Annotated in this window: 38 protein-coding genes; 3 read left to right on the forward strand and 35 right to left on the reverse strand. The window is 34.7% G+C overall.

The window, feature by feature from the left end; all coding sequences use genetic code 11:
* Positions 1 to 12: 12 nt before the first annotated feature.
* On the reverse strand, positions 13 to 537 hold the full coding sequence (locus MKY04_RS12475) for a shikimate kinase (RefSeq protein ID WP_126295624.1): 525 nt from the start codon (positions 535 to 537) through the stop codon (positions 13 to 15).
* Positions 538 to 1,060: 523 nt separating this feature from the next.
* Here MKY04_RS12475 and MKY04_RS12480 point away from each other — a divergent pair.
* Genes MKY04_RS12480 through MKY04_RS12490 form a run of 3 tightly spaced genes read left to right on the forward strand, consistent with a single transcriptional unit; the run spans position 1,061 to position 1,999 of the window.
* Positions 1,061 to 1,363 carry a DUF1827 family protein gene (locus MKY04_RS12480; protein ID WP_346234476.1) on the forward strand — a complete coding sequence of 101 codons (303 nt, stop codon included), beginning with the start codon at positions 1,061 to 1,063 and terminating at the stop codon, positions 1,361 to 1,363.
* A gap of 15 nt (positions 1,364 to 1,378) precedes the next feature.
* Positions 1,379 to 1,669: a YolD-like family protein gene (locus MKY04_RS12485; RefSeq protein WP_346234477.1), complete on the forward strand. Its 291-nt coding sequence runs from the start codon at positions 1,379 to 1,381 to the stop codon at positions 1,667 to 1,669.
* Between the two features lie 12 nt (positions 1,670 to 1,681).
* Positions 1,682 to 1,999: a hypothetical protein gene (locus MKY04_RS12490; RefSeq protein WP_346234478.1), complete on the forward strand. Its 318-nt coding sequence runs from the start codon at positions 1,682 to 1,684 to the stop codon at positions 1,997 to 1,999.
* A 344-nt stretch (positions 2,000 to 2,343) separates the two neighbouring features.
* On the opposite strand, the gene MKY04_RS12495 is transcribed toward MKY04_RS12490, so the two are convergent.
* The 34 genes from MKY04_RS12495 to MKY04_RS12660 form a co-directional block, all read right to left on the reverse strand.
* Positions 2,344 to 3,453, reverse strand: a complete 1,110-nt coding sequence (locus MKY04_RS12495) for a hypothetical protein (RefSeq protein ID WP_346234479.1) — start codon at positions 3,451 to 3,453, stop codon at positions 2,344 to 2,346.
* Positions 3,454 to 3,642: 189 nt separating this feature from the next.
* The gene (locus tag MKY04_RS12500) at positions 3,643 to 4,032 is read right to left on the reverse strand and encodes a hypothetical protein (RefSeq protein WP_346234480.1); all 390 of its coding nucleotides are present in this window, start codon (positions 4,030 to 4,032) and stop codon (positions 3,643 to 3,645) included.
* A gap of 142 nt (positions 4,033 to 4,174) precedes the next feature.
* The gene (locus tag MKY04_RS12505; protein ID WP_346234481.1) at positions 4,175 to 4,774 is read right to left on the reverse strand and encodes a cupin domain-containing protein; all 600 of its coding nucleotides are present in this window, start codon (positions 4,772 to 4,774) and stop codon (positions 4,175 to 4,177) included.
* A gap of 128 nt (positions 4,775 to 4,902) precedes the next feature.
* A complete protein-coding gene (locus MKY04_RS12510; protein ID WP_346234482.1) occupies positions 4,903 to 5,658 on the reverse strand; it encodes an N-acetylmuramoyl-L-alanine amidase in 756 nt (251 codons plus the stop codon).
* Entirely contained in the window at positions 5,655 to 5,918 is a 264-nt protein-coding gene (locus tag MKY04_RS12515) for a phage holin (protein WP_346234483.1), read from the reverse strand. Before MKY04_RS12515 ends, MKY04_RS12510 begins: the two co-directional genes overlap by 4 nt.
* Positions 5,919 to 5,930: 12 nt before the next feature.
* The gene (locus tag MKY04_RS12520) at positions 5,931 to 6,176 is read right to left on the reverse strand and encodes a hemolysin XhlA family protein (RefSeq protein ID WP_346234484.1); all 246 of its coding nucleotides are present in this window, start codon (positions 6,174 to 6,176) and stop codon (positions 5,931 to 5,933) included.
* A gap of 51 nt (positions 6,177 to 6,227) precedes the next feature.
* Entirely contained in the window at positions 6,228 to 7,001 is a 774-nt protein-coding gene (locus MKY04_RS12525; RefSeq protein WP_346234485.1) for a DNA-methyltransferase, read from the reverse strand.
* Between the two features lie 123 nt (positions 7,002 to 7,124).
* Positions 7,125 to 7,265 carry a hypothetical protein gene (locus MKY04_RS12530; protein ID WP_346234486.1) on the reverse strand — a complete coding sequence of 47 codons (141 nt, stop codon included), beginning with the start codon at positions 7,263 to 7,265 and terminating at the stop codon, positions 7,125 to 7,127.
* Complete coding sequence (locus MKY04_RS12535; protein WP_346234487.1) at positions 7,266 to 7,619, reverse strand: hypothetical protein; 354 nt, start codon at positions 7,617 to 7,619, stop codon at positions 7,266 to 7,268. It lies immediately after the preceding gene.
* Positions 7,620 to 7,633: 14 nt separating this feature from the next.
* Entirely contained in the window at positions 7,634 to 9,670 is a 2,037-nt protein-coding gene (locus MKY04_RS12540) for a hypothetical protein (RefSeq protein WP_346234488.1), read from the reverse strand.
* On the reverse strand, positions 9,670 to 10,215 hold the full coding sequence (locus MKY04_RS12545) for a putative phage tail protein (RefSeq protein ID WP_346234489.1): 546 nt from the start codon (positions 10,213 to 10,215) through the stop codon (positions 9,670 to 9,672). Before MKY04_RS12545 ends, MKY04_RS12540 begins: the two co-directional genes overlap by 1 nt.
* On the reverse strand, positions 10,208 to 11,296 hold the full coding sequence (locus MKY04_RS12550) for a baseplate J/gp47 family protein (RefSeq protein WP_346234490.1): 1,089 nt from the start codon (positions 11,294 to 11,296) through the stop codon (positions 10,208 to 10,210). Before MKY04_RS12550 ends, MKY04_RS12545 begins: the two co-directional genes overlap by 8 nt.
* The gene (locus MKY04_RS12555; protein WP_346234491.1) at positions 11,296 to 11,703 is read right to left on the reverse strand and encodes a DUF2634 domain-containing protein; all 408 of its coding nucleotides are present in this window, start codon (positions 11,701 to 11,703) and stop codon (positions 11,296 to 11,298) included. The genes MKY04_RS12550 and MKY04_RS12555 overlap by 1 nt, the downstream gene beginning before the upstream one ends.
* Before the next feature lie 4 nt (positions 11,704 to 11,707).
* Positions 11,708 to 12,013, reverse strand: a complete 306-nt coding sequence (locus tag MKY04_RS12560; RefSeq protein WP_346235881.1) for a DUF2577 domain-containing protein — start codon at positions 12,011 to 12,013, stop codon at positions 11,708 to 11,710.
* A gap of 1 nt (position 12,014) precedes the next feature.
* Entirely contained in the window at positions 12,015 to 12,977 is a 963-nt protein-coding gene (locus tag MKY04_RS12565; RefSeq protein WP_346234492.1) for an XkdQ/YqbQ family protein, read from the reverse strand.
* Complete coding sequence (locus MKY04_RS12570; RefSeq protein ID WP_346234493.1) at positions 12,970 to 13,635, reverse strand: LysM domain-containing protein; 666 nt, start codon at positions 13,633 to 13,635, stop codon at positions 12,970 to 12,972. The genes MKY04_RS12565 and MKY04_RS12570 overlap by 8 nt, the downstream gene beginning before the upstream one ends.
* Positions 13,628 to 15,748, reverse strand: a complete 2,121-nt coding sequence (locus MKY04_RS12575; protein WP_346234494.1) for a tape measure protein — start codon at positions 15,746 to 15,748, stop codon at positions 13,628 to 13,630. Before MKY04_RS12575 ends, MKY04_RS12570 begins: the two co-directional genes overlap by 8 nt.
* Positions 15,749 to 15,805: 57 nt before the next feature.
* Positions 15,806 to 16,330: a hypothetical protein gene (locus MKY04_RS12580; RefSeq protein ID WP_346234495.1), complete on the reverse strand. Its 525-nt coding sequence runs from the start codon at positions 16,328 to 16,330 to the stop codon at positions 15,806 to 15,808.
* A 250-nt stretch (positions 16,331 to 16,580) separates the two neighbouring features.
* Positions 16,581 to 17,009, reverse strand: a complete 429-nt coding sequence (locus MKY04_RS12585) for a phage tail assembly chaperone (protein ID WP_346234496.1) — start codon at positions 17,007 to 17,009, stop codon at positions 16,581 to 16,583.
* A gap of 59 nt (positions 17,010 to 17,068) precedes the next feature.
* Positions 17,069 to 17,581 carry a phage tail tube protein gene (locus MKY04_RS12590; protein ID WP_346234497.1) on the reverse strand — a complete coding sequence of 171 codons (513 nt, stop codon included), beginning with the start codon at positions 17,579 to 17,581 and terminating at the stop codon, positions 17,069 to 17,071.
* A 14-nt stretch (positions 17,582 to 17,595) separates the two neighbouring features.
* Entirely contained in the window at positions 17,596 to 18,906 is a 1,311-nt protein-coding gene (locus MKY04_RS12595) for a phage tail sheath subtilisin-like domain-containing protein (RefSeq protein ID WP_346234498.1), read from the reverse strand.
* Positions 18,906 to 19,133 (reverse strand): hypothetical protein, encoded by a 228-nt coding sequence (locus MKY04_RS12600; RefSeq protein WP_346234499.1) that lies wholly within the window; start codon positions 19,131 to 19,133, stop codon positions 18,906 to 18,908. Before MKY04_RS12600 ends, MKY04_RS12595 begins: the two co-directional genes overlap by 1 nt.
* 4 nt (positions 19,134 to 19,137) lie before the next feature.
* Complete coding sequence (locus MKY04_RS12605) at positions 19,138 to 19,569, reverse strand: phage tail terminator family protein (RefSeq protein ID WP_346234500.1); 432 nt, start codon at positions 19,567 to 19,569, stop codon at positions 19,138 to 19,140.
* Positions 19,559 to 19,990 carry an HK97 gp10 family phage protein gene (locus tag MKY04_RS12610; protein WP_346234501.1) on the reverse strand — a complete coding sequence of 144 codons (432 nt, stop codon included), beginning with the start codon at positions 19,988 to 19,990 and terminating at the stop codon, positions 19,559 to 19,561. Before MKY04_RS12610 ends, MKY04_RS12605 begins: the two co-directional genes overlap by 11 nt.
* Positions 19,990 to 20,298, reverse strand: a complete 309-nt coding sequence (locus MKY04_RS12615; protein ID WP_346234502.1) for a hypothetical protein — start codon at positions 20,296 to 20,298, stop codon at positions 19,990 to 19,992. The genes MKY04_RS12610 and MKY04_RS12615 overlap by 1 nt, the downstream gene beginning before the upstream one ends.
* A gap of 47 nt (positions 20,299 to 20,345) precedes the next feature.
* Positions 20,346 to 20,741, reverse strand: coding sequence for a hypothetical protein (locus tag MKY04_RS12620; RefSeq protein WP_346234503.1), 396 nt, complete (start codon positions 20,739 to 20,741; stop codon positions 20,346 to 20,348).
* Between the two features lie 11 nt (positions 20,742 to 20,752).
* The gene (locus MKY04_RS12625) at positions 20,753 to 21,049 is read right to left on the reverse strand and encodes a hypothetical protein (protein WP_346234504.1); all 297 of its coding nucleotides are present in this window, start codon (positions 21,047 to 21,049) and stop codon (positions 20,753 to 20,755) included.
* Positions 21,050 to 21,064: 15 nt separating this feature from the next.
* Positions 21,065 to 22,117 (reverse strand): major capsid protein, encoded by a 1,053-nt coding sequence (locus MKY04_RS12630; RefSeq protein WP_346234505.1) that lies wholly within the window; start codon positions 22,115 to 22,117, stop codon positions 21,065 to 21,067.
* Between the two features lie 36 nt (positions 22,118 to 22,153).
* The gene (locus MKY04_RS12635; protein ID WP_346234506.1) at positions 22,154 to 22,468 is read right to left on the reverse strand and encodes a hypothetical protein; all 315 of its coding nucleotides are present in this window, start codon (positions 22,466 to 22,468) and stop codon (positions 22,154 to 22,156) included.
* A gap of 15 nt (positions 22,469 to 22,483) precedes the next feature.
* Positions 22,484 to 23,080, reverse strand: coding sequence for a phage scaffolding protein (locus MKY04_RS12640; protein ID WP_346234507.1), 597 nt, complete (start codon positions 23,078 to 23,080; stop codon positions 22,484 to 22,486).
* Positions 23,081 to 23,191: 111 nt separating this feature from the next.
* The gene (locus MKY04_RS12645; protein ID WP_346234508.1) at positions 23,192 to 23,482 is read right to left on the reverse strand and encodes an ImmA/IrrE family metallo-endopeptidase; all 291 of its coding nucleotides are present in this window, start codon (positions 23,480 to 23,482) and stop codon (positions 23,192 to 23,194) included.
* A 79-nt stretch (positions 23,483 to 23,561) separates the two neighbouring features.
* Entirely contained in the window at positions 23,562 to 23,780 is a 219-nt protein-coding gene (locus MKY04_RS12650; protein WP_346234509.1) for a hypothetical protein, read from the reverse strand.
* 1 nt (position 23,781) lies between these two features.
* Positions 23,782 to 25,311: a minor capsid protein gene (locus MKY04_RS12655; RefSeq protein WP_346234510.1), complete on the reverse strand. Its 1,530-nt coding sequence runs from the start codon at positions 25,309 to 25,311 to the stop codon at positions 23,782 to 23,784.
* Positions 25,298 to 26,746: a phage portal protein gene (locus MKY04_RS12660; RefSeq protein WP_346234511.1), complete on the reverse strand. Its 1,449-nt coding sequence runs from the start codon at positions 26,744 to 26,746 to the stop codon at positions 25,298 to 25,300. Before MKY04_RS12660 ends, MKY04_RS12655 begins: the two co-directional genes overlap by 14 nt.
* Positions 26,747 to 26,755: the final 9 nt, after the last annotated feature.

The following is a 26,755-nucleotide window of genomic DNA, read 5'->3' on the forward strand; positions in this document are numbered from 1 at the left end:
ATGATAAAACTTTTATCTAACAGATTGTTCGCCTTTTAGTCGATTTACTTGAAAAGCAATATATTCAACTATTTGTCTAATTGGACGCCCTTCTGTTAATACTCGAATATGACCTGCTGCTCGGTAAAACTTCCTTCTTGAATGAAACAACTGTTCTAACTCCTCTTTAGTAGAACGTTGAACAATAGGGCGATTTTTATCATTTTTAATTCGAGTATAAATATCTTCAAACGTCGCATCTAAAAAAAACACTAATCCCGTACGACGCATAATTTTACGATTCTCTTCATTCATCGATACACCGCCGCCTGTCGAGATGATGCATGCCTCATTTCGAAAATTACGCAGAAACTCTGTTTCCAGCGCTCTAAAATATGGTTCACCGAATTTTTCAAATATTTCCGGTATCGACATTCCTTGTTGTCGAACAATTTCATGATCCATATCGTAATATGGCATTTTTAAAAAAAAGCTTAATCGACGTCCGATTACACTTTTGCCGCATCCCATGAAACCAACTAAATATATTTTTCTCATGCTGTCACCTTCTTTACTACCAAAAATGTTTCTACTTACCACCAATTTCTTCTAGTAGGTTTATCGTAGCACGAACATTGGCGAATTCCAATGAATTATATGTTTTTATTTAATACCTTTGATATAAATTAGCAAAAAAATTAATATGTTTTTATATTTTGAACTATAATCATTGAAAATACACATATATCAATATTCCAAGTTATTTATCTTAAGCTTAAGTATTAACTTATAGTACGAATATACAATTTAAATAAGCACGATTTTCCCCGATTGATTACTGCTCAATTGGGGTACTTTTGGGGTACTAGTGGGGTACAACAATATTTATACCAAATTATTTCAAAACTTCGGGTAGGTGCTATTTATAATTGAAGAAAGCCACTCATTTAATTTCTAAAAATGAGTGGCTTTTTATTTTTCCATTTTTACAATATAAAAATATTTACAAATAAGAACATTTGTTCTATATTTATAACAGAAAAAGAACAAGCATTCACTTTTTTAGGAAGGGGATATCATTTTGGAATTTAAGGATGTTACCAAAGAAAATATTGATAGAGTTGAACTAGTAAGAAGCACATTACCTCCATCTTCACAAATTCAAGCTTTTCAAAATCAAGATACTTTTATCATCTATTCTGTTTCTGGTCCAATAAAGCATGCAAGTATATCAAATGCTGTACGGGCAATCACAGAAATGGAAATAAGTTATATCATTTCTAATTTCATGAAATCCTCAATCGATAGTGCAGAGTTTTTTATTAATGGTAACGGGATTATTCATATTCATATTGAAGAAAAACAACATTCTTTTGTAAATTGAAAGGAGATTTTCATAATGAGTAATACTATTAATCCTCTTAAAAAACCTGGATCTACAAAAAAATCCAAAGAACAGAAACATTTACCGCGAGATGAATTTGAATTAGAGGAAATTGCATACATACTATCCGAAGCTCTGGAACAAGGAAGTATAAAAGTATTCACAATCTATAAACAAGAAAGGCCATTAAAAGGTATAGTTACTAAAATGGATGGCAATACAAAACTCATTCACATTAAGGACCAAATGCATCAGATACATAAAATTCACTTTTTAGATATACTAACTATTTCAGAAGTTGAATAAGGGTAAAAAAATATGAAAGTCTACTTATGGGCTCATATCGAAGGTGTTTATCTATTGAATGAAGATTTGTCGATGTGGAGTAAGCCTTACTTTGTCACACATCCGCAAAGGACATTGTTATTAAAAGAGCGATTTAAAGAAGGTATGGATAATATAGACCTTTTATGTACAGTTAATAATGAAGAATTACAACAGTTAGTAAAAAATTCTGTGATTAATTGGAAACCGATGCTGCCATTTATGAAATATGCCGATGACGAGTTATTTGGTTTTGCTGATAATTATATAGCAACCGCAGAATATGAAGAGACCAGGCTCACATTAGTGTGAATACCTGGTCCCATATTAGGAAAGCTCTCGTATACGGATTGAGTATTAATGGAAGGAAGTAGTTGAAATAAATAAAAATGGTCAAATGATATTAATCATATCGCTAACGGTACATATATTAGTATGGAATAGGACTTTTATTTCTTGAAAAATGTAAAATAAAATGCGATGATAAATGTAATCAAAGGAAAGGGTTGGAACTATTATGAAATTTGTTCAGGTAATATACGGTTACATGTTGCTAATGTCTGTTGTTTACCTTCTTACTAAGGGGATTTCGTTAATTGTTCCATTTGAATTTGTTTATTTTTTCGTGTTTTTATTAGTATTCACGATTTTATTTCTCAGGATTCACCCTCATCCGAAACGTCTACACTATCCATTTGCGTTTCGGATCGAATTACCTTTCCTGCATCGAAATTACTAATTTGAAGTCGTTCTCTGACCAGTTCGGCTTCTTTTTTTGTTGTCTCTTTTTCCCATTGGCTTTTTTCTTTATCTAACTCAAATTGCGCCCGATCATTTCCTATTTCTTTCGCTTTTCTATCTAATTCCATGATTTCTAATTCTTTTTTAGCTTTTTTGATGTCCACTTCACCTTTTCTGAAAGATTGGTAAAAAGGTAATATACCTTGTAATTTAATACCACCTATGCTAATTTCCCCGAATATTGCACCACTTAAAGCAATCATAATTGCAATTGTGGTAATCGGATTAGCTGTAACCAATTCAATAAGACCAGGACTTTGTACATTTGATTTGATTATAACTTCTTCCTTATTATCTGTGTGATTTTTAATGACAGAATATAAATCATACCATTCATTTTGATTAAGTCCTTCTTTTTTAGAAATCTTCAGGGTGCCGTGACAAAAACCTTCTTGTATATAAATTGGTGATAATAGTTGATTTATATATTCCTTTTGCTCTTTTAAATCAAAAATTGTTTGATGAGCAGATAAAATCCAATAAAGTTTTTCTGATATTTCATTTCTAGGTACTTCCTTTATCCACTGTACACTTCTCCGTTTTAAATAAGGAGTAACTGCATACTGAACTTCAATTTTTGATTCTAGTTTTTCTTTTGGTATCTCGTATACTTCACTAGTAATGATTCCTATAATAAAATGAGTCGACTTTTTTGAAGGAACTAGAATTATATCGCCAATTTTCATTTCATTTACAAATTTATTTGTTCTACTAGCTCCATGTGAGATTTGTTGAGAGCTCCATCCCTTAAATATTTCACTATAAAGTGCCTTATAATGTTCTATAGTAGTACCTGCTATACTGTCGGAATCTCTACTTTTGATAGCTTCCAAGGTTATTTCATTATCTGATACTGCAATAAAATTATTTATAAGAAAATCATCATAATATTTCCCTCCATCCGCTCTAACAAGCCAGTATCCTATATCATCTGGAATGTGTAAAATGTTTACAGAATCTTCCATCTAGCATCCCCCAAAGTGAATTTTTTAACTGAATAGTAAAATTTAGTAGTTTAATAAATTGTACCTAAAAAAATCTAGCGTAACAATAAAAGTGAATAACTAGTTTATATTTTTATGTAGCTCAACCCAAAAATCACAAAATAAAAAACCGCCGTCGACATTAAATGTGAATAGGCGGTTTTTTACTTACTATTTAATAATTAATATACGACTGATGAAAGTTGGACCATTTCTATAAAAATCGTAATCATCAGTATTTTTATTATCCTCTAGGAGTTCCCTGACTTTTTTTGTTTTAAATTCAGGTAACTTAGAACGATCAATAGAATAAAGATAATACTTAAAATTGCTAGGCATTTCTACTTTTACAACATCAGGGTAAACATAAGTATAAATTTCCTTAGTGTCAGTATTCTCAAGTTTAATAGTAATTAATAATCCACTTCTTGTCTCAATTAAAGATGATTCTATTACTTTATGCGAGATTGTTTCATCATTATCTGGAATGTTTGGAAACATACTTAATTGAATAATTTTCCCTGGTACTAGATCAGCTGCTAACCAATTAATTTCATTCATTTTAAATTCACCTCCTGGGAATTATTATACCAAAATACATTTTTTAGTGTTTACTATTTTGTGGGAATTCTAATAAAAGATTATCAAATAAAAAAGACCATCCTCCACAATTGGATAAGACGGTCATTTTAACTTATTAACTTTAATGTTCAGCTTCAATTGCATCTGCTTTTGTAGAATGCACAGTTCCGAATGGATGATTAGGTGGAGCATATATCGTGTAGAGTTTTAGTGGTATATTACCAATGTTTGTTACGTTATGCCATGTTCTTGCAGGTACCATTATTGCTGAATCTTCGTATACGTTCCTTTTAAATGCTAAATTATCTTTACTCTTCCCCATTTGCACAAATCCTTGCCCTTGTTCAATCCGTAAAAATTGATCAACATCAGGATGCATTTCTAGTCCAATATCTTCACCTGGATTCAAGCTCATTAATGCAACCTGTAAATGATTACCCGTCCATAAAACAGTACGATACGCATTATTTCGCTTCGATGCTTTATTAATATTAATAACAAAAGGATTTGGACCATAGTCCTTTAAAGCCACTCTATTACTATTACTATTACTATTACTATTACTATTACTATTACTAAAAGGATGATTATAATTTAAATGATTTCTACTCACTACGTCATCGTAATACGGATAGTAATGTATTTCGCCACCAAAATTATTCATTTGAGAATTACCGTAATATAAGTTATGGTATGGATAACCATACGGATAATAATACAATTTATTCAATCCTTTCCTAAATACATCGTATTATTATATGCTCTTCTTAGAGAAATGCCTTTAAATGACTTAATGTAAAAAACCAAAAAAACAGGCTTTACTCACTGTGAATACCTGGTTACGTTTCATTATTTTTTAGCTAAATGGACGGCTACCTCATACGCAAATGCATTCCAGTCGCCTTCTTTAACATTACCTTTCTTGTACTGTTCTTCCCAATACGCTCTATCGAGTTTTAATTCTTCAATGTTTAGGGCAGTTTCTAAAAGTAATTTTTTAGTAGCTGGGGAATTTGTACGCGTTTCATATTTCCCTTGCATTGCTTTACTTGAGAATTCCAATTTAGATTCACCTTCTTTCAAAGACTTACCAACGAATTCAGCTAAACATTTAGCAATTGCATAGCAGATTTTCTCGAAATTTCGTTTGTAAATTGCTACATCAACAGCGGAGGACACAAAGCATACTTCAATTAAGATTGCAGGCTTATTCGTGCCATTTAAAAAAGCTAAGTCTTTACGTAACTTAGCTCCTCGATTGATTAATCCACTTACATCACTAATCGTTTTTGTAATTTTTGCAGCAATATCTTTTATTGTTAGATAAAGCACCTCAACACCTACACCTCTATCAGTACGACTGGATGAATTGAAATGAATCGATACATCAAGTTCACGGCTAGTTGAGTTGTGTTCATTGACCAGATATTTTAGGTTTTGGGATTGATTTTTTGACGTATTGTCTACTACTAGGTTTGTTGTAATTTTATTTGCTCTTAGTATTTCTACTACTCTATTTACAACCTTTCGAGCTTCGGTCACTTCATCGATTAAATCACTTGCTCCTGTACCTGGCAACCAATGGCCTGGGCTAATTGTTATCATTTCACATCATCCTTTTTCGGTTTGACATAAGTAAGGGCTTGAGAGCTGTCAGAAACACCGTTTGTTGTTGGGTCTACGATAATACCTAGTAAACCTAAAATACTTAATACTGTTTCCGATATATTCGTGATTTGATCATTATAAATAGTAATATCAAAATTAAAAATGCCCGCTATTTGATTAGCAAGCACGAGTAATAATGCAATTAGTGATACCCAAAATTGTTTATGCTGTAGACGTACTTTCCAATTGATTTTCATTTAACATTCCTCCTAATTCATTTTAATAATTAGTCCTAGTAAGGCTAAAATAACTGCACCAATGACTGTAGTTGATACCCACCAAATTATTTTGTCGATTTTATCTAAACGATGATGAGCGCTTTTTGTACTCTCTAAAGCTTTTGTTGCAATATCTTCCGCATTTTCTGCAGTCAACCGAATATCCCTTACATCATCAATTTTTGCTTCAATTGCCCCTAATCGCTCATATATGTTTCTAACTAAATCCTCACCCATTCCAACACCTTCTTTTACATAAAAATAGCACTGCTCGGCACAGTGCGTTTCTTAACTTTTGATTATGCTGACTAAATCTAGCCCTTTTTCAACTCTGTTATTATTTATTCGATCTAATCCCCTAAGGCAATATTCCTCTTCCAGCTCAAATCCAATCCAGTTACGATTAGTATTATCACATGCTACTGCCGTGGTAAAAGCACCCATGCAATTATCTAAAACAGTATCACCCTCATTTGTGTATGTTTTTATCAAATACTCAAACAGACTCACCGGTTTTTGTGTTGGGTGCCAAGTTTTGCTGTCACGAGGAAAATTGACCACAGACTTAGGGAAATTTTTCTTTGTAACAACATGTGGATTTTTCAATGTTTCATTATTCTTGCCTAAAACTTTCATTCTAGGTGAATTTTTAATGATAACTTTTGGTTTAACGTACTCTACACCTTGTGGATTATAAGTTGGTAGCTTCTTATAAAATACACACACATTTTCATGATTTTTTAGAGGCATTCGATTAGCGTTTGGAAAGCCTGTAACATGATTACCTTTTTTCCAAATCCACTCATATCTAAACAATTTAAAATTAGAAGCGATTAATTTACTTGTGAAAGGTTGGCTTGCTGTTAACACAATTGCTCCATTATCTGTGATCACGCGTGTATATTGCTCCCATAACTGTTCAAATGGGATGATTGTATCCCATGAGCAATTTGTCGTTCCATAAGGCAAATCACATAAAATCATATCAATTGACTTGTCAGGTATATATTTCATACCTTCTAGGCAGTCCATGTTATAAATAGTGTTTTTACGAATTTTCATATCTTTCTTCCTCCCGATGTAATATAATGAATATCGGATAGGAACAAATGTTCTTATTTTTGATTAAGAGGCTTGGGTTACAGTTACCCAGGTCTCTTTTTGACATAAAAAATAACGCTAGCTTTATGCTGCGTTTTCCTCATCTAATATTGTATAAACACATTCTTGAAGATTACTTAACTTCGGTACCTGTTCACGTGTGTATTTTCCTTCTTGAACAGCTTCTGCCCATATTGCTACAAGTGCACTTTGTGTTGTAAACATTTACACATTACCTCCTGCAATTAATTGTGATAGTTCAAGTATTGCTTGGTTATAGCGTTCTTCTTGTGCTGCAGTGTATGTCGTTAATTCAATAACGGAAGCTTTTAGTTGCTCGTTTTCTTGTTGAAGTTTTTCAAGTTCTGTGGGTTCAACAGGCGCATTTTTAATTGCGTCAATTTCTTCTTGTGTCATTAGTGTTCCATCGTCTTTGTAACGCACATTTGTTTCCGGGTTGTTGGTTTGGTCTGTGTCAAGTTGAATATATCCATCGGGGATATTTTCAACTGAATCAACGGTAATACCGTCACTAAAATCTATGCCGCCGTTTTCGAGTTGCTTGTAAACTATTAACATATCAACCCCTCCTTTTATTGTCCGGCTCTGTATCTAGCATTAATAATTAAAATGTTTTTCGTTGTTGCAAATCCCGGTCTTATACCTCCATCGTTCGGACTAATTCCTATTACAGTAGTCTTTGAGTCTGTATTTGTTGTGTACTCTATACAATTAAAATACTGTGGCACTACAGTAGGAGGCTTAAATTCTTTCGGCACAAAGAATAATGGCGTAGAAGTTGATAAAGCTCCCGGTAATGTCAACTGCGCTCTAATTTCAACAATATTATTAACGTCTTTAGATATTTTGACATCACCCGTCACCCCGTTTAACAATACCGGCGTTAACCACTCAACCCCTTCACCCTTACGCACCATATCACGCTCAATAACTGCAACATCATTCTTTAGTTCAACGATGTCCTCGACATTTTGACCAACTACACTTGCTAGATTAGATTGATATTCAATCGTAATCGGGTTGGTTGGTGCTGTAACCTCAAATGGATATAACGGTTCGTAGTCTACTGTGTAAACTGCTATTTTATCAAAGTTAGCAATAGGTATATAAACCTTGTCATTGCCATATGTCACTGAATCTGATTGGTGTATCCAATTAGTATCTAGCTCGCCATTTTTATAAACTGATAGAATTTTAGAAGTCTTGTATTTCAACCTAGATTGTTCGTACCCCGGATGTATACTGTTTATAAAAGCGTTGTTACTGTCATAGGCTACATTTGCTTTCTCTCTCACAATCCGCCCTTCTGAAACTTGTAAAGCGTTATCACCTTTTGCTAGTTTTAGCACGCTGTTGATTGCTTGTATAGGCTCTCTAACTGGGCTTGCTAGGTCAAAAACTAGTTTGTAAGGTTGCCATTTACCACTTATTGGAGCTTGTGTTGTTGGCAACGTTGTTGTGTATTGGTTTCCGTCTACGGGTGTAACCGATATTGCTCTCCAATACTTTGTCCCCGTACCATTGTACGGTGTAGGTGAAGCGGTATTGGTTGAGGACATTTGCCAACCTAAGAAATACGCCTTAATCTCGTCTGCTGTAGGTGTGTATGAATCACCCCAACCACTATCAGTGTTGGCTATAGAAATGTATAATAAGTTATCAGTAAAAAGCACTGTTGAATCAGCATTTTCCCATGTTCCGCCTATCGGTAAATCTGATAATATAGCACCATTATATTTAACTACTTTTTGACTTCCATAAACGCCTCCACTTATAGGGGTTGTGACTCTTTTCCATCCAGTTGCACCTTTAGTGCTATATGTCCAACCTTCACTTCCACCTAACGAAACTTCTTTCTTTGCTCTCAACACACTGTACTGCCCTTTATCCTCCGAAACAACATCACCTTTATGGAACGTACCTAAAAGCGTGATAGAATCGCCCGTTGTTGGGTTGTCGATTGTTGGGTTTGTTATGCCTTGAACGTTTGCGACAAAAGGTTTTGGTTCTGTACCTTCATTTAACATAGGTTCTTCAAAAGTAAAAGTACCATTTGTTAAATTTGGGTTTCTGAAATATATTCGAATATTAGTTTCTGTACCCGTATTAAATGTTATAACTTGGTCACTTGTATAGTTTTGTATTGGCGTTCCATCAACTTTATAAATAGCAATGCTGGCATTGTGTTTTACATTGAATGTGTAATCAGTGTTAGCTTTAACTGGAAAAACAACATAATGACCATGATTAGCTCCGTCTGAAACAGTCAAAGTTACTTTTGAAGGTGAATTTACAACGAAATCACTAGAAAAGCCCCATGCCCCACTATCAAAGAGCGCTCCAATATCGTTAACAATCGTATCACCTTCAAAAGCTGTTACTCTTGCCGTGCTGTCGTGTTCGGTTGTGAGTGTGTTCTCGCCACTATTTAATGTTGCGTCAACTGGTGGTAATGCCGTCAAGTCATTAGTGAGTATCGCTTTAATACTATCAGCATTATTTTTTAATTGAGTATCGATAATATCAGCATTTTGATTAAACTGATTAACATCATAAAAATCATCCACATCAGGCTTGATTAAGTTGTAATTCGTTGTATTCGTCGCCATTAAATCACGTCCTCTCTTAATGACTTATGTGTATAAATCGAAAGTTGAGCATGTGTGTACTGAGCAAGTTTGCTGTGTTGGTTGTATCTCAATTCGACAGTTAGTATCATATTTTGCGGTGTAATACGTTCGAGCAATAAAAACACCGCATCAAATTGACCTTTAACGGTTAATTCGATTTTTATCGTCAGACTTTTATTGGCTGTATCACGAATCAGGACGTACTTTCCTTCCCCTAACAAACTATTCAATAGTTGCTTTAACATTAAATGTGTATATGGAAGTTGTTCCTGGTACCGAGACAATACTCGAAATCTTCGCGTTTCAAGTGTATCGATTTCCGGCACATTCATTTTTAACATTTTTTCATACCGACTTGCCCCATTTTCGTTCATCGTGACAATAAATTGATTATTCAAGCTGTCTTCAATTGCTTGCCACGTACCTTCTAATGGTTTCTTTTCAATATTAGCAATCTCAACAATTTCTTTTATTTCATGAAGTACTGGCGGTAAATAATTTAATAAATCAACTTCTTTAGCCAACTACAACACCTCTAATCGGGATCGCTTCTTTGTCTAATTCAATGTTTAAGGATTGTCCATTTAACTGAGTGTTTGCAATATCCAACACACCAGCTACACCCAAGAGCCTTGTTTCGATTTGTGAAACTCGAACAACCACTCCTTGGTGATCCTCTTCATACGTAGCAGCCTTTGCCCACTCTTCAGCTAATTCTTTTAAATAACCGTCAATGACTTGTAAAACATTCGCTTGAATATCTGCCCATGTCCACCCAGTTTGATAGGTGATGTTGAGTGTGACATCAATAGTTGTTTCCTCGACTGGCGACACCGTGACAACGTGGTCAATCGGTGCAAGCCCAACTCCCTCTCCTTGCATTTCAAGTGGATCAATTGCTTGTTGAACTGCATCTATTAACGTTTGGGATGGTTTTTCAAATTGGGAATTAATAATTGTTAAACCAACTGTTCCAGCACCATATTTCGCTCGATAAACTCGTACACCACCTACACCATTAAGCGCACCAACTTTCTCTTTATAGTCAGCTCTATTCCCACCAAAAGAAACGGATTCAAAACTATTAAAATAGCGTGTTCGAAAGGCTTCTGTATCTTCTTCATCTTCTCCTGGAATAAGTACTTCAGTTAACTCGGCACTTTGAAGTCCGTCAATGTATTCGATTGGTATTAATGTACCTAGATACAAATTACCAATGTTTCCTGGAGTTTCACATTCAAGAATAAACTCTCCAGTTGTGATTTGTTCAATCACTGTATAATTCAAATCATCTAAACTAAATCGACTACCAATAGGCACATCCATATTGAAGACACCTTTAAGCTTTGCGTTGGTTGCTGGATAAGGAGCAAGTCCTCGTTCAGCTGCTCTACGAATTAAAAACTCTCTTGGAGCTGTATCAGCAAACATCATATCGTTATTATTCTTAATCGTGACAAGCATTTGAGCAGTTTCAGCGCTGTTCGCTGCCGTTGCATTATAAATAATGCCACCTTCTCGCTTGTCCAAAGAATCATCAATTCCAGCTAACTTTTGAGCCATCAAATCCTCGTAGCTTGTATTTAAATCAATTGGTTCGGCCATTAATAATCCACCTCTCTTTCAGCTGTAATGTCACCAAAAATCGTATGGGCTGTGAAGGTTACATGAACTTTATTTTTATTAGTCGTTACTTCGAAGTTATCAACCTCTGTAATGCGATCATCTTGCATTAGACATTCTCGTATTCGGCTTTTCGCTTCACTAGCAACATAGGCAGTAGGTTGTCCTATTAAATCTTTAAACTCCACTCCATAGTTCCATGAGTATATAGGGTAGTCATAACGTTCAATGCTAAGCATTAAAAAAATCGCTTGTTGTACAGCTTGTAATTCATCTACAAAGCCGACACAGCGATTTTTATCTAAATTTAATTTATATGTTTTTGAGGGTTGGACTTCTTCTTCGAAATCAACTTCTAGCCCATCGTTTACAATTTGTTGCGGAATCATCTCATCACTCCTTATCAATGATGATGTATTGTTGGCCACCATGTGCCCGAATCATTGTGACTTTATCATCTTTCTTTAAGCCATTATAAACAGTACAACTTTGCTTAGAACCATTAATTGTGATATCAACCTCATAATCCTTTACAGCTTTAGTTAACTTTAAATGGTCTTCTTCTAGTACAAATTTCTGATCAATTTGCACTTTAAAAGGGTTTGCTGAAACAACCGTACCATAAACAACAGTTGATAACTTTTGTGCGTTTACAGCATTGATTGCAACTTTTTTTATTAGATTTAGAAAGTCATTCATATCACGCAATGAATTCACCGCCAATCAATGATAAGTCCATTCGATGATCTGATTCATAAAAAGTATGTTTTACTGATTCAACTATCATATAATTCGCAACAGTTAAATCACCAAGGTACATCTGTACACCTACTTGAGACCCACCACGTACTCTTATATCACCAAATACTTTATTGATGTGTAGTTTGCGAGATTTACGATTATATAGAGACAAAAGAGCATCAGCTTTTGCTTTTCCATTTTCTTTTTCTTCTAGCTTATCTGTATATTGTAAGACTCCCCAACTATTTATATTGTCACTATCTTTAGCAATATACACTTCACGTTTACCAGCTTCCTTATTTTCACGAATCAATTTAATCTGGTTATACGTATTTTCATCAATAGATGTTGTATATTCGAATGTCTCACCAGAGTCTTCATTGATTAATAAATTTAACTTCAATTCCTTAATGTTACGAAGGCACAACTTTCCATAATCATCATACAAAACATAGATTTCTTTAGTGTTTTTGGTCGTGTCAGATAAAGCATTATCCATAATCGTAAACAACTCTTGATCATCTTCAGTTCTCGAAGCTATGACGTGTTTTGTATCTGCTACAATGCCGGTTTTTAAATGGAAGTCTTTCGCAATCTTCAATAAAAGTTGACCTGCAGTTTTATTTCGATAAATATACGTATTTTTATTTTTAAAATATCGAAGTTGATCATATGCCGTAACACTTATCATTCGATTATTTGTTCTTTTCTTGGTAAATACATACCCTAGAAAAATTTGCTTTCCATCGTAGTCAAAACGTACAGCATCCCCTTCATGGAAACCTAGCATCTCATCTTTGATAACGTCGAAAGTAAGTTTTCCAGGAGAACCTTTTCTATGAGTCTCCCAAACTATACCTTCTTCAACAGCGCATTCAAAGATACGCCCTTGAGAAATAATCAATAATCGACTTTTAGCCAAGCTTAATCACCTGCCCTACTCTGATTAAATTTGGGTTTGATAGTTTATTGAGCTTTGCTAACTCTGTATATTTCGACCCATCTCCAAGATAACGTTTCGCAATTATCCACAACGTTTCTCCTGATTGTACTTTATGTGTTTTCGGTGTGTTTTTTCTCGTAGTTGCTCTTTTTTTCTCAACAGTAACCTTTTGCTTTGTGGTGTTGTTGGATGTGCTAGATTTTAGATTTAAACGCTTGGTTCCGTAAGGACGATACTGCTTCAATTTGATACTTACAACGATGTCAAAGCCATTTTCTGCGTCTTCCTCAATCTCATAATCTTCAATAGAAACGGTCATATTCGTATCAAATAGTAAAAAACCATTCGGCTTCATTCGATTGACGATGAATGGAAATGGCTCTTGTGATAATTTAAGTTGTTCAATTTTTTCTAGATAAAAAGATGCAGGTTGAAATCCGTTTGGATAAATAGCAAAGGGATATCTGACATTCGGAAACTCTACTTCAATATCGATGTCTGTTAAACCAGGTTTTTTTAAAATATTTACTTCGCTTTCATTGATTAATGTGATCGTCTCATTTTTATTATTTATTTTCAATGTCATACTAGATGGGGCAACAGGTAATTGCACACCATCTAAAAAAAAGTTATACAATGCTGTTGCCTCCTTCTGCTAACATTTCTGCAACTTCTTCTGCTCTTTCTCCAAAGCGATCGATTACACCATCAATATCTAACTCAGAATTGATATGGTTTTCATTTCGCATATCGACCTTGATTTGAGCTGTTGTATAGCGATTGATTGTATCACGTTCAGCCAAGTCTCTAAGGTATTTTAAGTCTTCTGTGGCCATGTCCACCGAGTCCTTTAATTTGCCAGTGTTATCAGCCGTATCTCCTGCCAAGTCATTACCTGATCCCAGCGAATCTAAAATCGATTTCATTAATGCCTCTTGGTCTTTTTGCCAAGAATCATCTTGTTTTGGTTGATCAAAATTAAACAAATTCGCTCCCCAATCATAAGCGTTCATCGCATTATCAAATGGTGAAGTATAATCGAATTTAGGCGCCTCCCAGTAATCTTCTGGGGCTTCTCCCACCCATTCATTAATCTTGTCTGTCATTTGACTATAATCACCTACAAGAGATGCTCTAGCACTTATCTCCCCAAATTTTCCAAGTTCAATTCCAGGAATCTCATTAAGCTTTTCAATAAGCCAGTTAAGACCTTTTATAGCCCAATTTGCCCCCTCAATGAACATGTTAGCAAGATTTGTAGCTGCACTATCAAATGATCCAATCATACTTTTAGCCATATCGAGTGCGTTTATAGCTAAATTCCCAAACAATCGCTTAACTGTATAAATTGGATTTTTCCAGACGTTTACCCAGAACTCCACGAACATAAGCACTAAATTCAGCATAAAGACAATAACGTTATAGAAGGTTGAATACATAAATGCAAATCCCGCAACAATTATTCCAGTTGCACTTATCGATGTACCAGCGAAGTGATTGATTACTGCAATTGCTGCGTAAAATAAGCCGATTAATAATACTAGAGCTGCGATTACCAAAACAATAGGATTAGCAGCTAGAGCAGTATTTAAAGCCCACATTCCAACGGTTGCTAATAATGCCCATGTCCTAGCTAAAGTAAGTGCTGCAACAAGCACTAATAAAGCTCCTCCGACACCTAATATTATCGGACCAATAATACTCCAATTATCATAAATAAACCCACCAATTGAAGCTAATACTTGAATAACACTTAGCGTCACTTGTGCAAGAATATATAGAGATTTCTTAACATCATCGACAAAACTTTTGAAAGTTTCGCTATTTGCAATTTTATTTAATTCTACGAGAACTTCTTGAAACGCCCACAAGGCTTCATTTTGAAATGACGTCCATATTTGCGACCATGTAACTGGCATCTTGTTAAACTTCTCATTTATATCATCTGCAGCAGAAAACATGGCCGATTTTACAATTTCGGCAGTTATTTTGCCTTCACTTGCCAATTCTCGTATTTCTGATATTGAGACATCTAAATAATTAGAAATGGTTCTAATTATATTTGGAGCAGCTTCAAATACTGCATTTAGTTCTTCTCCTCTTAGTACACCAGATCCTAGTGCTTGAGTTAATTGTAATAAAGCTGAGTTCATTTCTTCTTGACTCGTACCTGCAATACTAAACTGTTTATTCAGCAACTCTGCGAATATAACAGCTTCTTTATTTGAATCAAAAGCTTCTGCAGCATTCATTGAGAGTTTTGCTACCATATCAGCTGTTTTTGAATATGAACTATATGACCTCTGAGCACTTTCATAAATAATTTGTTGGAGTTCTGCTGTTGTTTGTAATTTATCATTCATCATATCTAAACGAGCTGTAGTATTTGTCATTTCATCAGATATAGATATAGCATTACCTAGTACTTGGATTGTGAAATATGTTCCCGCAATAGCACCGATAGTGCCCAACAAATTACTAGCTAGCTTATCTGCTCTATTAATATCTTGATTTAATTTTTCTTGTGCATGTTCAGCTTGTTTTATTTCTCTTTCGATTTGATTAAAGTTTGCCTCAACCTGTTGTAGTTCTCGTTGGGCAGCGTTTAGCGCTGATATATCAACGGCATTGCCCGTTACATCTTCCAACGTCTGAAAACTGTCTATAACCGTCATCATGGCCATATTCATAGCTCTGAATTGTTTGGACATCATATCGTTAATTTGTATTGCGGTTCTTATAGTAGCCATTGTTTCACCGCCTTTTTGACAAAATAAAAAGCACTCTAAGGTGAGTGCTTGCATCCTTTAATAATAACTTTCGTTATATGTTATTCTAGCGAATCCGAAAGTATCGTTTTGAATCTCATATATTTCTACTCTTGAAACTCCTTCACTTACTCTTTCGTATCTTTGCATAAGACCATTATCTTCAGTTTTTCTCATGTCGTCGTAAGTATCAGAGATTCCGAATAGTTGTAGAATAGATTCGTTATCAATAAACCCAAATGTCGACTCATCATAACCCCAATATGATCCTGAATTGATACTCAATCTAACAACATTATCGTCAAATAGAATAAATTCATATTTTCCTTCTTCATAGGTATACAAATCTCCAACAATACTTTGGTTAGTGCTAGGTACTTTCCATTCATATGGTTCAACAGATTGTGGTTCACCTAAAATAGAAATTAACTCAGATGAAGTAATGTTTGAAAACTGTTCGGCATCGATTATTACGTCTTCTTCGTTTACTTTAGTTTGTTCATTTCCACAACCAAACAGAAGCAATATGAATAATAATGGTAATGGTAGAATATATTTTTTCATCAATACCCCTCCTTCACCATAAATATACAGAAAAGGATAATAGTATTCTACCGTTTTTTCCTACCCTTTCCTTTCGAACCTTTTCGTTTTGCCTCGTTAGCTTGTTTCTTCTCGGCTTCAATTTTGACTTGTATAGATGCTATAACAAAAGCCTTTTCAAGACGTGGAAGGTTTAAATATTGTGACGGTAATAGCCTCAATTTATGTAAAGCATAATGAGCAATGTTTGCCTCGCTATCACCGTCATCAATTAGTTTTTTGCTTCTTCAACAAGTTCTTCCATATCTACATCAAAGCCGTTTACTTTTTGAGTTATATTTTTTACTTCCGTAAGTTCACCAGGAAGCAACATTTTTTTGAGTAAAGCTTCTGCTCCCATCACCCCATATGATGATTGTAGTTCTGCATTGTTTAGATCAGGGTATTTGATTGTTGCTACCGCATTTTTTAATGAATATAGTTCAAAATCAATTTCAGGCATCATTAAACCCTTTTTACCCGGCACCGGCATACGTTTTGTAGATGCTTTTCTATTTGCTGCATCCACTTCTCCATCAATTGCACCGAATTTCCACGGAATCGGGTTTCCGTTTTCATCTTTAAAACGCTTAGAAATTACATGTTCTTCAATTGTTACCTTTTCAACATTTTGTGCAAAGAAAGCTTGTAAGTTACTCATATTCTCATCATTTCCTTTCAAATTTGGAATTAAAAAGAGCCCACCGTAGTGAGCTTTTTTTATTGCATAATATCTAAAATTGAAAATTGTTCTGGCATTTCCCAATCTTCAAATGTAAATTCGAATGAATCTTCTAAGTATTCTGCATCAGCGTCTAACAAAGCCAATATTCCACCATCTAAGTTACAATCCTTTAAAATAATTGTTTGTCGACCAACTGTAGAAGATTTATCTTCATTCGTTAATTGAATATCAAAATATAAATCTTCCCCTGTTTCTTTGTATCGATACAACATATCTCGGAAGATTGAAGTGTTAAAATGGAATGTTGCACTGCCAGTGTATTCAGCACCAGTTGACTTATTTCCTTTACCTACTTTACCTAAAATCGGAACCTGCGTTTTAGTTTTGGCCATGTCCGCTTGAATATTAATTAACTGAGCGAAGTTATAACGTTGGTTTCTAATAGTCACAAATGCTTCACCTTGAGAGCCACTGATTGAATCTCTCGCATGCATTGTTTCAGCAAAGAATTGAATATTCAACGGTAATAACATCTTCATTTTTTTCATGAGTCCATTCCCTCCTAAGCTACTGTCGTAGTGATATAAAGTTGAGACATAGCAACTGTGACGTCCACAACTTCATTCATAACTACTGATTTTTTAGTATTTCCTTCAGATATAGCCAAAGCCTCTTTATCGTAATTCTCTATTGCTCTTAATCTCTGGAGCTCTAATCGGTGAGTTAAAATATCATTCCATAAAGAAACCCGGCCAGATTGATCATTAGGAATCTGCCCCAAGTATCTACTATTAAACAATTGAGCAGTATCAATCGCAATCTGATCAAGAACACGAATGACTTGGTTTAAACTGAAATCCTCATTCTTTTCAGTTGTGAATGACGTAAATGTATTAATATCCTCTAATACACGTGTTTCAATTCCTACTCGATGGAATACATATTTACCATTTTTAATTAAAGTTGTTAATTCATTTTGAGTTTTAGCACCAGTAAAATCAGCAGTATATTCACCATCATAGGTTTTATTTGTATTGGATTTATTTACATCAACACCTGCTTGGGCTCCAGCTGTCCAGAATACTAAACCATAATCAACTTCTGTTGCTTTATTATGGATATCAATAACCCCTTCATGATCAGCAGCACCTAAAGCATGACCAACAAGTTGGAATTTAGCACCCACTTCATCACGTAAGCGTTTTGTATATGCAATATATAAATTTTTGATTGCCGTTTCAGTAGATAGACAAGCAAGTACGTTAAAACCATAAGCTTCGAATTCATCTAGCGCCTTTTGGTGAGGCGTACCTGTTGGTGCTGTTCCATTTGAACCTCCTGCAAAATTGGTTCCGGCTGTTTCAGCAAGAGTCGCATCTGTTTTAGGTATCACATAATCACTTTCAACTAAATCTGCCGCACTTTCTATAGCCAGTTGCTCATCAACTAATAATGTTCCTAAATAGGTTTGAACATCAAATTTTGTTGGATCATCTACATTAGCAGTTATAACAGTTTTTAAATCATTACCTCGAACACCTTTGTATTTTGCTGTACCATAAGTATTGGAAGCTGCAACAGCACCTTCATTTACTTTATAAACAAATGCTGTATGCGCATTTTTGAATACATCGCGTAAACCTTTTAACTTTTCATGTGTGTAATCATAGCCAAAAATCTTTAATGAGTTCTTTTGGAAATCCTCAGCAGTGACTGTAAACACAGCATCATCAATACCCCAATCAAGTTCCATAGGAAGTGCCACATAGCCACGATCTGATAAATTTACAAATGCACGTGCTGCACTTACGAAGTTTTGATAAGTACCAGGAAGTACTTTGTTTTGCGTTACAAATGTTCCTCCACCTAGCATTATTTCTTACCTCCTTTATAAAATTCGTTGAGTAACTTCTCCACTTCTTTGTGTGTGTATGTTACGTGATCTTTAAGTAATGCATTAAGTACATCGCGACGATCAACATACTTTTTGCTTTTTAAAAGCTGTTGTTTAGTGAATTTTAAAGACGCTACTGATTCGATTACTTTTGTAACCTGTTCAGTAGTCGCCTTTGCTTTTTCTTTGATTTTTTCAACTGCCATGTTTTCACCCTTTCGGAGTAGAGTGTTGTTCTAACGATTCCATAAATACTTTCGCTTCAACTTCTTGTAAAAAGAAATTGAAATGAATAAAGTTATGTGCGTTACCGTCTACGATTTCGCTGTTTGCACCTGTGCCGAGCATCATAGCACCATTTAGCAACGTAATTTCACTAAGTGCTTGTTGTATCTTTAAAGCATGGTTAGATGCATCTGTACGTTTGTTTTCAGATAAAGCTGAAAAATATTGAATATTAAAAAGCGTAGTTACTCTCCAACGATTACCGATTTGTCGAATGTTTTCTAATGATAAAAACAAAATTAAAAAAGCAGGTGGCGTAAACCCCTGCGGTACTTCATCAATATAATTTGTATAGCCCTCTCCAAATATGTTGTGAAGCTTGATGGAGATAGCTGCAATAATGTCGTTAATTTCCACCGAAAGCCTCCTTCAATAAATTAGTGACTTTCTTTTCTATGATTTGAGGTGCTTCTCTTTCAACTTCATCAGCAGATATAGTCATCATAAAACGACCATTTACCCAACCTTGATGATTCCTTGTTCGATGACCAAACTCTACATATTGAGAATATTCAACTGGATTGAATATAGTAATTTCGTATACATTCCCTTTTTTGGTAACGTTAGTGTCTATCGTCCAACCTCTACGTAAAGTTCCTCCAACCGTTCCGTCTTCATATTGACCAACTGGAGTTCGCTTTATTACCTTTCTCAACATGCGAGCTGCTATTTCTTTAACTAATCCCTCAAGAAACTGTTCATATTGTTTTTCAAGTTTAGTAGTACGCTTAAATAATTGCTCTAATTGTCGAAAGTTAACCTTACCCCATTTAGCCATTATGCATACTCCTTAAATAACTCTAATCGGATTTGTTGATGATCCATGAAGATACCAGGTTTACCACTACGAGTATATTCAGTTGTTACACCATCTTGTGTGACAATGATTTTACAGCCTGCAGGTACGTCATATTCATTACCTAATGACAATTGGATTTCTTCTACTATCGCTGCAGGTCCACCAGTATTTGAAGCAGCAGTCAATGTTTTATGAGATAACTTGCATTTTAGATTTTTATAGAGGGTAACTTCATCGTGCTTTGTAATATGTGTAATTGGATTTTTTACCTCTCGCCATGCTTTCACCGTACAAGTACCTCTCCAAAGCATTTCTAAAGCTTTACGCCTAGTGGTTACCATACTAACACCCTATAACGAGCAAAATCAGTTTCGTTATGACGTAAATAATTTAAAAATGTATTAAATTGAGCTTCTGGAGTGGTGTTTTCATTTACTGCGAATGTAACATTCGTGTCCCCGTCTTGGACTTGTTTTGCCATTAAATCAAAGTTTAATGTTGCAATATCTAATTGACCCATAGACTTTTTCGTAAGAAGAAATTCTCCAACTACCATATCGATTGCGATTTCTTTTAAACCGTTTGGAATACTTGATAGGTTTGTTTGATTTTTAATATGGTTTGTAACTTTATCAATCGTAAAATACAAAATAACATTATCCGAACTGGAAGGCTCACTAGATACCGTAATACCTAGTGAGCTTAATCTTTTTTTCACATCTTCGAGCATTTAATCACGCCCTATTCTGTTTTTTGAGCTTCTTCGATCTTCTTGATAATGCCCTCTTCTGTAGTAGCTTTACCAATATCAATTCCATGTTCTTCAGCATAAGCTTTTAGCTCTTCAACTGATTTCCCTTCAAATTCATTTGGCTGTTTTCCTCCACCTTCGTTTTCTTCGATGGTTTCAAGGACTTCCATCATATTTTTGTTTAAGTGTTTTTCATCAATCATAAATTCTTCGCCAACAGAAAAACGTTCACCGTTATAACGAACAGGGAACGAACCTTTTTTTACTGAAACTAAAAGTTTTGTCATAAATTATGCCCCTTTCTACGCAATTGGTTGCGCTTGGAATACGTTATTTGCTTCTGGGAATGAAGGGATTGCAGTTGCTGCAGCTTTAGCCCAAGTTGAAACAGGATCTAATCCTTCTTCATAAATCATAGCAATTACTTTTCCTACTTCTGAAACTTCTTCATTTCCTTTAAGTAACATACGCGATTCTTCAGGTGTTGGACCATATAAAGTTTCACCTAATGGACCATCACCGAACATAACAAATTTATTTTCAGGGAAGTAACTATGAGTAGTATAAGTACCATCAGCATTTTGCACACGATATTTTGTGTTTGCGCTAGATTCATATACAGCGATAGCAGGCAATCCTTGTTGAAGTAAGAATTGGTTTAAATCTGCTAGATTCGCAACTCGGCCAGAACCCGTTCCATATAAATAACCGATGAGCTTCGTATTTCGTAGCATTATACCAGCAATCTTCTTAGAAGTTAGAGCACGTGTTGGAACTATATCTAAAGCATCGGCCCATTTTTCTAAATCTCCAAGAATATCTTCTGTACCAGTCCCCCAAATTTCAGTACCAGATAACGCTTCTTTATGATCTGTTGGGACACCATAGTCAACAGTAATACTTGAAGGTGTTGTATTCCCGGTGTTTAATTCAAGTGTTAACGTACCTGTTGAAATTGCTTGCATACGCATTAATTCAACACGTGAACGAACATCAGCTACCGCTTTATCGATTAAATTGAAAATGCGTTGAATTAAATACTGCTGTTCTTGTTGGGTACGTGGATTTTTTAAAGCAATCAAGTCTTTTTCTTTAATTTGATATTTTTTCTTAATATAAGCAGCTTCTAACGCCTGTTTAGCAGCCTCTACTGAACCGATTTCTGCTTCAGTATCAAATGCATGTACTTTTGCAACTACAGGCAATTCATTTGCTCCTACTAAATATTCAAATTCTAAAGTATCATATTTTTGTTCAGGGAATAAAGATTCCCCAATAGTGTAGGATTGGTATTGACGCTCTTTCAAATAATTTAATACCGTCTTGGAATCAAAAAGTTCTAATACATCTGGCATATTGTTTTTCCTCCTGTCATTTCAAATAGATTAATATTATCTGAATGTAATTTTAGTTAATGCAGTTTTTGCTTCTGCAGAGGCAGCTTCAGGTAAACGTGCTTCAAGGATGTAAGCTTCAACAATTAGTGAGCCAGGTTGTGGTCCTTCTGTTACATCTACATCTGTGTAAAGAATACCTTGAGCTGTCGCGTCATTTGCAGGTAGTATTGTACCAGCCTTAACAATTTTTCGACCTTTCTCATCAGCACTTACACCCTCATCACTAACTTGATACGAAAATGCTTGTACCTTTGAAGAAGCTAAAAAGTTTATACGTTTTGCTGTTTCCACTGGTTTTACATATGGCATTTGAATTTCCTCCTTTTATCCCCATGGATTGTTTTCAGTGCTTGGTGCTTTTCCTCTTTCGTTTAACATTTTGGCGAAATCAGCACCAACATTAATTGGATCGCTACCGCCACCAGGATTACTTGGCGGCACAGCACCCTTAATATTTGGTTTTGTTTCCTTTTCAGGCACAAATAAAAAAGACTTCGAATCTTTCAAAGTCTTTAACTGGTCATCTAGACCGCCTTTAATTGTTCCATCTTCATTGAGTTCAATTTTTGTTTTGTCTACTAGCCCAGCAACTAAATCGGTATCATGTACTTGATTTGTAAGTGCTAGTTTAATAGCAGTAGATAATTGAACATCTTTCAATTGCTTTTCGTAATCTGTTTTCGCTTGCTTGTTTGCATCTTGTAACTCTTGAATTTTTGCACTCAATTCTTCATTACCTTTTGCCTTTTCTTCTAGATCCTTTAACTGCTTGTCACGATCCTTTATTTGAGTTTCCAGCGCTTTTTTAGCATCGTTCACTTCATCGAAACGTTCTTTCGGTATCATAGTACCGTATTTATTAACAACAGCAGTCGCATGTTCTTCACTTAAACCTAATGCAATTAAATCTTCTTTTTTCATTTTTAATTCCTCCTACGTTTTTTACGTGTTCGACACGATAGAGTTAGACCGCTTTATTGTTTAACGCCTACAAGTTAGTCAATAAAAAGGCGAAAATAAAAAGCCGTATTGCTACGACTTAAAATCAAACGAATTATCTTTTAAAACTTGATAAAGTACCTTACCAACACGATTAATCATGTCTTCATCTTGTTCTTCAATACCCGCTTCAAGGAAAATTGCATGAGTCAATTCATGAATAAATGTTTGCTCTTTTCTTTCCTTAGACGATTCAGCATTTATTTCAATAGTGCAAGGTACATATAGAATTTGTCCTAATAATTCATGTTTGTCATGTAATCCACTAACCTCATCTACTTTATATACAATACCAGCTACCATCACTTCACTCGGAATTTGCATAACTTACCCCCCCTTAACAAAATAATCAGGTGGACGACAAAATAAAAGCACTCAACCTCTTATTATTGGTTAAGTGCTATTATTCAATGACTTCGATATTTTTTACTTCTGTTTCATCAAAATTAATATATTGACCTTTTAATTTCCCTTCAGTTGGGATAATCGTTAATTCTTCCACACCATTTTCACTATCTCCAGGAGAAGTCCAATGGTCAACAATACCGATTAAGACTTCTTCATCAACAAAAGTTACTTTAACTTTTTTCTTGTAATTTAATGCAGATATTTTTGAAAACATCTTACTCCTCCTTCCATATTGGTACTATATGAGTTCTATTTTTAGAATGATGTATTTTTATAAAATTGGCTTTATGTGTTCCGTTTAAACTAACAGCTACTCCTATATCTTCTGTTATTTTAATTCGTTCGGTATTTTTTCTTCTACCTTGTTTGTCTCTTTCGACTTCACCAGTACCTGCGTATTTATTAAATAACTGTTGAACATCGATATTATCGTAAAAGTAACTTCTACCTTCTTTACGAGTGGATTCCATATGAGGTTCCTGTTTTTCCGGATTTATTTTTGAACCAAAGGTACCATCATTTAATCTTGATTTTACATAGAAATTATCTTGAATCTTATTCCATTCATTGTCTCTAGTATACTTAATTTGTTGGAATTCATCAAAAGACTTAATAGCATTATTCCCAAGAACCTTTTTGTATTCGTTATATTGCTCCCTATCTTTAGAAACGTTTCGTTCCATCTTTTTAGTGAGACTTATTTTATCGGTTCCATACTTTTCTACCTGCTCTTTATACCATTCCTCGTATTTCATATTGCCAGGTATATGATATGTTTTACCGTCTAAATCACGTGCAATTCGAGAGCCATAATCATCCTCAAAATAAGGTGCTGTTGTTGTCCTACAACGTGGATGAAATGGGTTAGCAGTTACACCAGGCTCATAGTCACTCATTTTAAAAACCTTACCATCCATTGCCCTACAGATACTACTCGTTTTATGGTCCAGAGTTGCAACAATTTCATATTGTTCTACATCTAACTCTTTATAAGCTTCTTTTTGTGCTGAAGCACTAAAAAACGCTTGCTCTGTTTGTACTAATCGAGCAGCGTTGGATCTTGAAGTATTCATTTTCTTTTGAATAGCACTAATTATTCTTTGAGGACCTTTACCACGAGCAAATGATTGTGTTAATTCTGTGTGTAAAGTGTTGATAAGTAAGTTTTTATCGCGCCAAATTTTAGCGGAGAAAGTTAAATTGTCTGCTGTCCAAGGTTTACTAATGACTTTTGTAAGTAATTCCTCATTAAGCACTTGTACAGTAAACCCTATTTCAAACGCCTTTTGAACTTCAAAAATAGAGTGATAGTATTGGTCATGATAGACCTCTTTCATCAAGCGTTCAAAACCTTCAATTTGCCCTCCATACAACTTTTCAACGTGTTGTTGAAGTTGTAATTGCAAACTCTCTAAACGTGAAATATGGACGCGAGAAGAGGCATTTTCGAGTTGTTTTATCCACTGTTGGTTAATTGCATTCTTTTTACCATAGTCGATATACTCTTCAACAGTCCAACGAAACTCTCTTAATTCATCTGATTTTAATAACCTTTTAGCTTCATCAAGAGTGATTTCATTGTTCTTAGCAAATCGGTTATACCATTTAGCAATATCCGCTTCAATGGCTCGCATTGTTAGAATATATACTTTTTCAAGGTCTCTGTAATAGGACATTGCTTTTTTATGCTGTGCGTCTTCTAGTATTTCAAAACGCCTTTGCCAATACTCCCTACTCTTGACCATTTGCTCCACCGCCATTCAATTTATTGAATGTCGTTTCATAGTTATCCAAAAGATCCATTTCTTCTTGTTGTTGTTGTTTTAGGCGTTCTTCCACACCATCATGATACCAGGGATGGTTTTCTCGAATGGTTTGATCATCTAGAATACCAATTGAGTCTTTTGCCATTGTAATTTTTTCATTTTCGTTAATAATCACAGCACGATTAAAGGTAAAATTAACTGGTTCTTCCGTATAATCTTTACCTGTTGTAATCAAGATGTAATGACTTATGAACCAAAAAATTTGTTCTAGTGAAGCCTGGAATTCATTTTCGAAATCATTGCAATCTAAATCTAAATCTGTGTAACGAAATTTAAGCGCAACACCTGAAGCATTACCTAAATTTTCGTTTTCAGTTGTATCTACTCCTCGACCAAACTCATATATAGCTTTTCGTTCACGGTCAAGCTCTTTCTCAATAGAATCAGTTGCTACATCATTTTTAAGTGATTCTAAGTCACCATCATCATCTAATTTAACTACCCGATACCTTGCTAGTTCCTGAAGGAATTGTGTTAAATCAGTCCCCCCATAGTTTCTTAATTTCATAATGACATTTGGTATATCTAATAGTAAATCTGCATGAGTACTAGTTTGAGCGTTATAGTTATCTACAAGCGATTTAATGGACACAATTAATGGTTCTTCATACTCGTTATAGCGAATTGGGATTAACGGGATACGTTCCCACAAATAAGGTTTATCATCAATCGTGAAATGGAATCTTTGCTCAATTCCTTTTAAGTCATCTGGTTTCAATTGATTTAATTCCAACGTATAATATTGAATACCTTCACTATAATGATATTCAACACATTTAACTTTCTTTTTTTGTTTATTAATAATACGTTCTTCTTGATATACTCGAATAAAACTTTCGGCAAAGTTTTCTTCTATATCCCTCCAAAAAGGAATAATTTCTTCCGAATTATATCGCTTAAATTGTAAATTACCCTCTTCATCAATGTAAGGATGTAAATAAGCAATACCTTTATTAATTGCCTCACGTCCAGCAGATTTCAATTTTTTCAAAAGGTTGTAATCAAACCGTTCATTTAGCATTTCTGTATATTCCTTTACTCTCGTTCCAATGGTTGGCTCGTTCGATAATAGATAACCGATTTTTTGGTCAACTAACTTTTTTACAAAGTTATGTTTTAGCTTCTGGTTGCTTTGGTCGATTACTTTAAGTTTTCGTTCTTTTTTATCAATATCCATTTTGTGGCGATAATAATTACCACCTTCAACCATTTGTTTATACTTGTCACTTTTCTCCCAATCAGTTATTTCCATAATCAAAAATTCATCAAGAGACATGCCTTGATTTGCCATTTGTTTAATCACCTCCATTACACTTTCATGCCAAGGCGCTCTATACAAGTCTTCAATCAACATAATTCGCAC

Source organism: Lysinibacillus telephonicus (genome assembly GCF_039654155.1).
In the GTDB taxonomy this organism is placed as follows: Bacteria; Bacillota; Bacilli; order Bacillales_A; family Planococcaceae; genus Ureibacillus; species Ureibacillus telephonicus.

What these genes read in the sequence shown, in the direction of transcription:
- MKY04_RS12560 (WP_346235881.1), bottom strand. Translation starts at nt 12,013, where the DNA reads ATGAATGACTTTCTAAATCTAATAAAAAAAGTTGCAATCAATGCTGTA.
- MKY04_RS12635 (WP_346234506.1), bottom strand. Translation starts at nt 22,468, where the DNA reads ATGCCATATGTAAAACCAGTGGAAACAGCAAAACGTATAAACTTTTTA.
- MKY04_RS12535 (WP_346234487.1), bottom strand. Translation starts at nt 7,619, where the DNA reads ATGTTAATAGTTTACAAGCAACTCGAAAACGGCGGCATAGATTTTAGT.
- MKY04_RS12620 (WP_346234503.1), bottom strand. Translation starts at nt 20,741, where the DNA reads ATGCTCGAAGATGTGAAAAAAAGATTAAGCTCACTAGGTATTACGGTA.
- MKY04_RS12645 (WP_346234508.1), bottom strand. Translation starts at nt 23,482, where the DNA reads ATGCAAATTCCGAGTGAAGTGATGGTAGCTGGTATTGTATATAAAGTA.
- MKY04_RS12515 (WP_346234483.1), bottom strand. Translation starts at nt 5,918, where the DNA reads ATGAAAATCAATTGGAAAGTACGTCTACAGCATAAACAATTTTGGGTA.
- MKY04_RS12585 (WP_346234496.1), bottom strand. Translation starts at nt 17,009, where the DNA reads ATGAGTAACTTACAAGCTTTCTTTGCACAAAATGTTGAAAAGGTAACA.
- MKY04_RS12530 (WP_346234486.1), bottom strand. Translation starts at nt 7,265, where the DNA reads ATGTTTACAACACAAAGTGCACTTGTAGCAATATGGGCAGAAGCTGTT.
- MKY04_RS12590 (WP_346234497.1), bottom strand. Translation starts at nt 17,581, where the DNA reads ATGAAAAAAATGAAGATGTTATTACCGTTGAATATTCAATTCTTTGCT.
- MKY04_RS12630 (WP_346234505.1), bottom strand. Translation starts at nt 22,117, where the DNA reads ATGCCAGATGTATTAGAACTTTTTGATTCCAAGACGGTATTAAATTAT.
- MKY04_RS12650 (WP_346234509.1), bottom strand. Translation starts at nt 23,780, where the DNA reads ATGTTTTCAAAAATATCTGCATTAAATTACAAGAAAAAAGTTAAAGTA.
- MKY04_RS12600 (WP_346234499.1), bottom strand. Translation starts at nt 19,133, where the DNA reads ATGGCAGTTGAAAAAATCAAAGAAAAAGCAAAGGCGACTACTGAACAG.
- MKY04_RS12500 (WP_346234480.1), bottom strand. Translation starts at nt 4,032, where the DNA reads ATGAATGAAATTAATTGGTTAGCAGCTGATCTAGTACCAGGGAAAATT.
- MKY04_RS12510 (WP_346234482.1), bottom strand. Translation starts at nt 5,658, where the DNA reads ATGATAACAATTAGCCCAGGCCATTGGTTGCCAGGTACAGGAGCAAGT.
- MKY04_RS12595 (WP_346234498.1), bottom strand. Translation starts at nt 18,906, where the DNA reads ATGCTAGGTGGAGGAACATTTGTAACGCAAAACAAAGTACTTCCTGGT.
- MKY04_RS12640 (WP_346234507.1), bottom strand. Translation starts at nt 23,080, where the DNA reads ATGAAAAAAGAAGATTTAATTGCATTAGGTTTAAGTGAAGAACATGCG.
- MKY04_RS12660 (WP_346234511.1), bottom strand. Translation starts at nt 26,746, where the DNA reads ATGTTGATTGAAGACTTGTATAGAGCGCCTTGGCATGAAAGTGTAATG.
- MKY04_RS12540 (WP_346234488.1), bottom strand. Translation starts at nt 9,670, where the DNA reads ATGGCGACGAATACAACGAATTACAACTTAATCAAGCCTGATGTGGAT.
- MKY04_RS12490 (WP_346234478.1), top strand. Translation starts at nt 1,682, where the DNA reads ATGAAAGTCTACTTATGGGCTCATATCGAAGGTGTTTATCTATTGAAT.
- MKY04_RS12495 (WP_346234479.1), bottom strand. Translation starts at nt 3,453, where the DNA reads ATGGAAGATTCTGTAAACATTTTACACATTCCAGATGATATAGGATAC.
- MKY04_RS12520 (WP_346234484.1), bottom strand. Translation starts at nt 6,176, where the DNA reads ATGGGTGAGGATTTAGTTAGAAACATATATGAGCGATTAGGGGCAATT.
- MKY04_RS12525 (WP_346234485.1), bottom strand. Translation starts at nt 7,001, where the DNA reads ATGAAAATTCGTAAAAACACTATTTATAACATGGACTGCCTAGAAGGT.
- MKY04_RS12475 (WP_126295624.1), bottom strand. Translation starts at nt 537, where the DNA reads ATGAGAAAAATATATTTAGTTGGTTTCATGGGATGCGGCAAAAGTGTA.
- MKY04_RS12550 (WP_346234490.1), bottom strand. Translation starts at nt 11,296, where the DNA reads ATGGCCGAACCAATTGATTTAAATACAAGCTACGAGGATTTGATGGCT.
- MKY04_RS12485 (WP_346234477.1), top strand. Translation starts at nt 1,379, where the DNA reads ATGAGTAATACTATTAATCCTCTTAAAAAACCTGGATCTACAAAAAAA.
- MKY04_RS12610 (WP_346234501.1), bottom strand. Translation starts at nt 19,990, where the DNA reads ATGGCTAAATGGGGTAAGGTTAACTTTCGACAATTAGAGCAATTATTT.
- MKY04_RS12575 (WP_346234494.1), bottom strand. Translation starts at nt 15,748, where the DNA reads ATGGCTACTATAAGAACCGCAATACAAATTAACGATATGATGTCCAAA.
- MKY04_RS12580 (WP_346234495.1), bottom strand. Translation starts at nt 16,330, where the DNA reads ATGAAAAAATATATTCTACCATTACCATTATTATTCATATTGCTTCTG.
- MKY04_RS12625 (WP_346234504.1), bottom strand. Translation starts at nt 21,049, where the DNA reads ATGACAAAACTTTTAGTTTCAGTAAAAAAAGGTTCGTTCCCTGTTCGT.
- MKY04_RS12555 (WP_346234491.1), bottom strand. Translation starts at nt 11,703, where the DNA reads ATGATTCCGCAACAAATTGTAAACGATGGGCTAGAAGTTGATTTCGAA.
- MKY04_RS12655 (WP_346234510.1), bottom strand. Translation starts at nt 25,311, where the DNA reads ATGGTCAAGAGTAGGGAGTATTGGCAAAGGCGTTTTGAAATACTAGAA.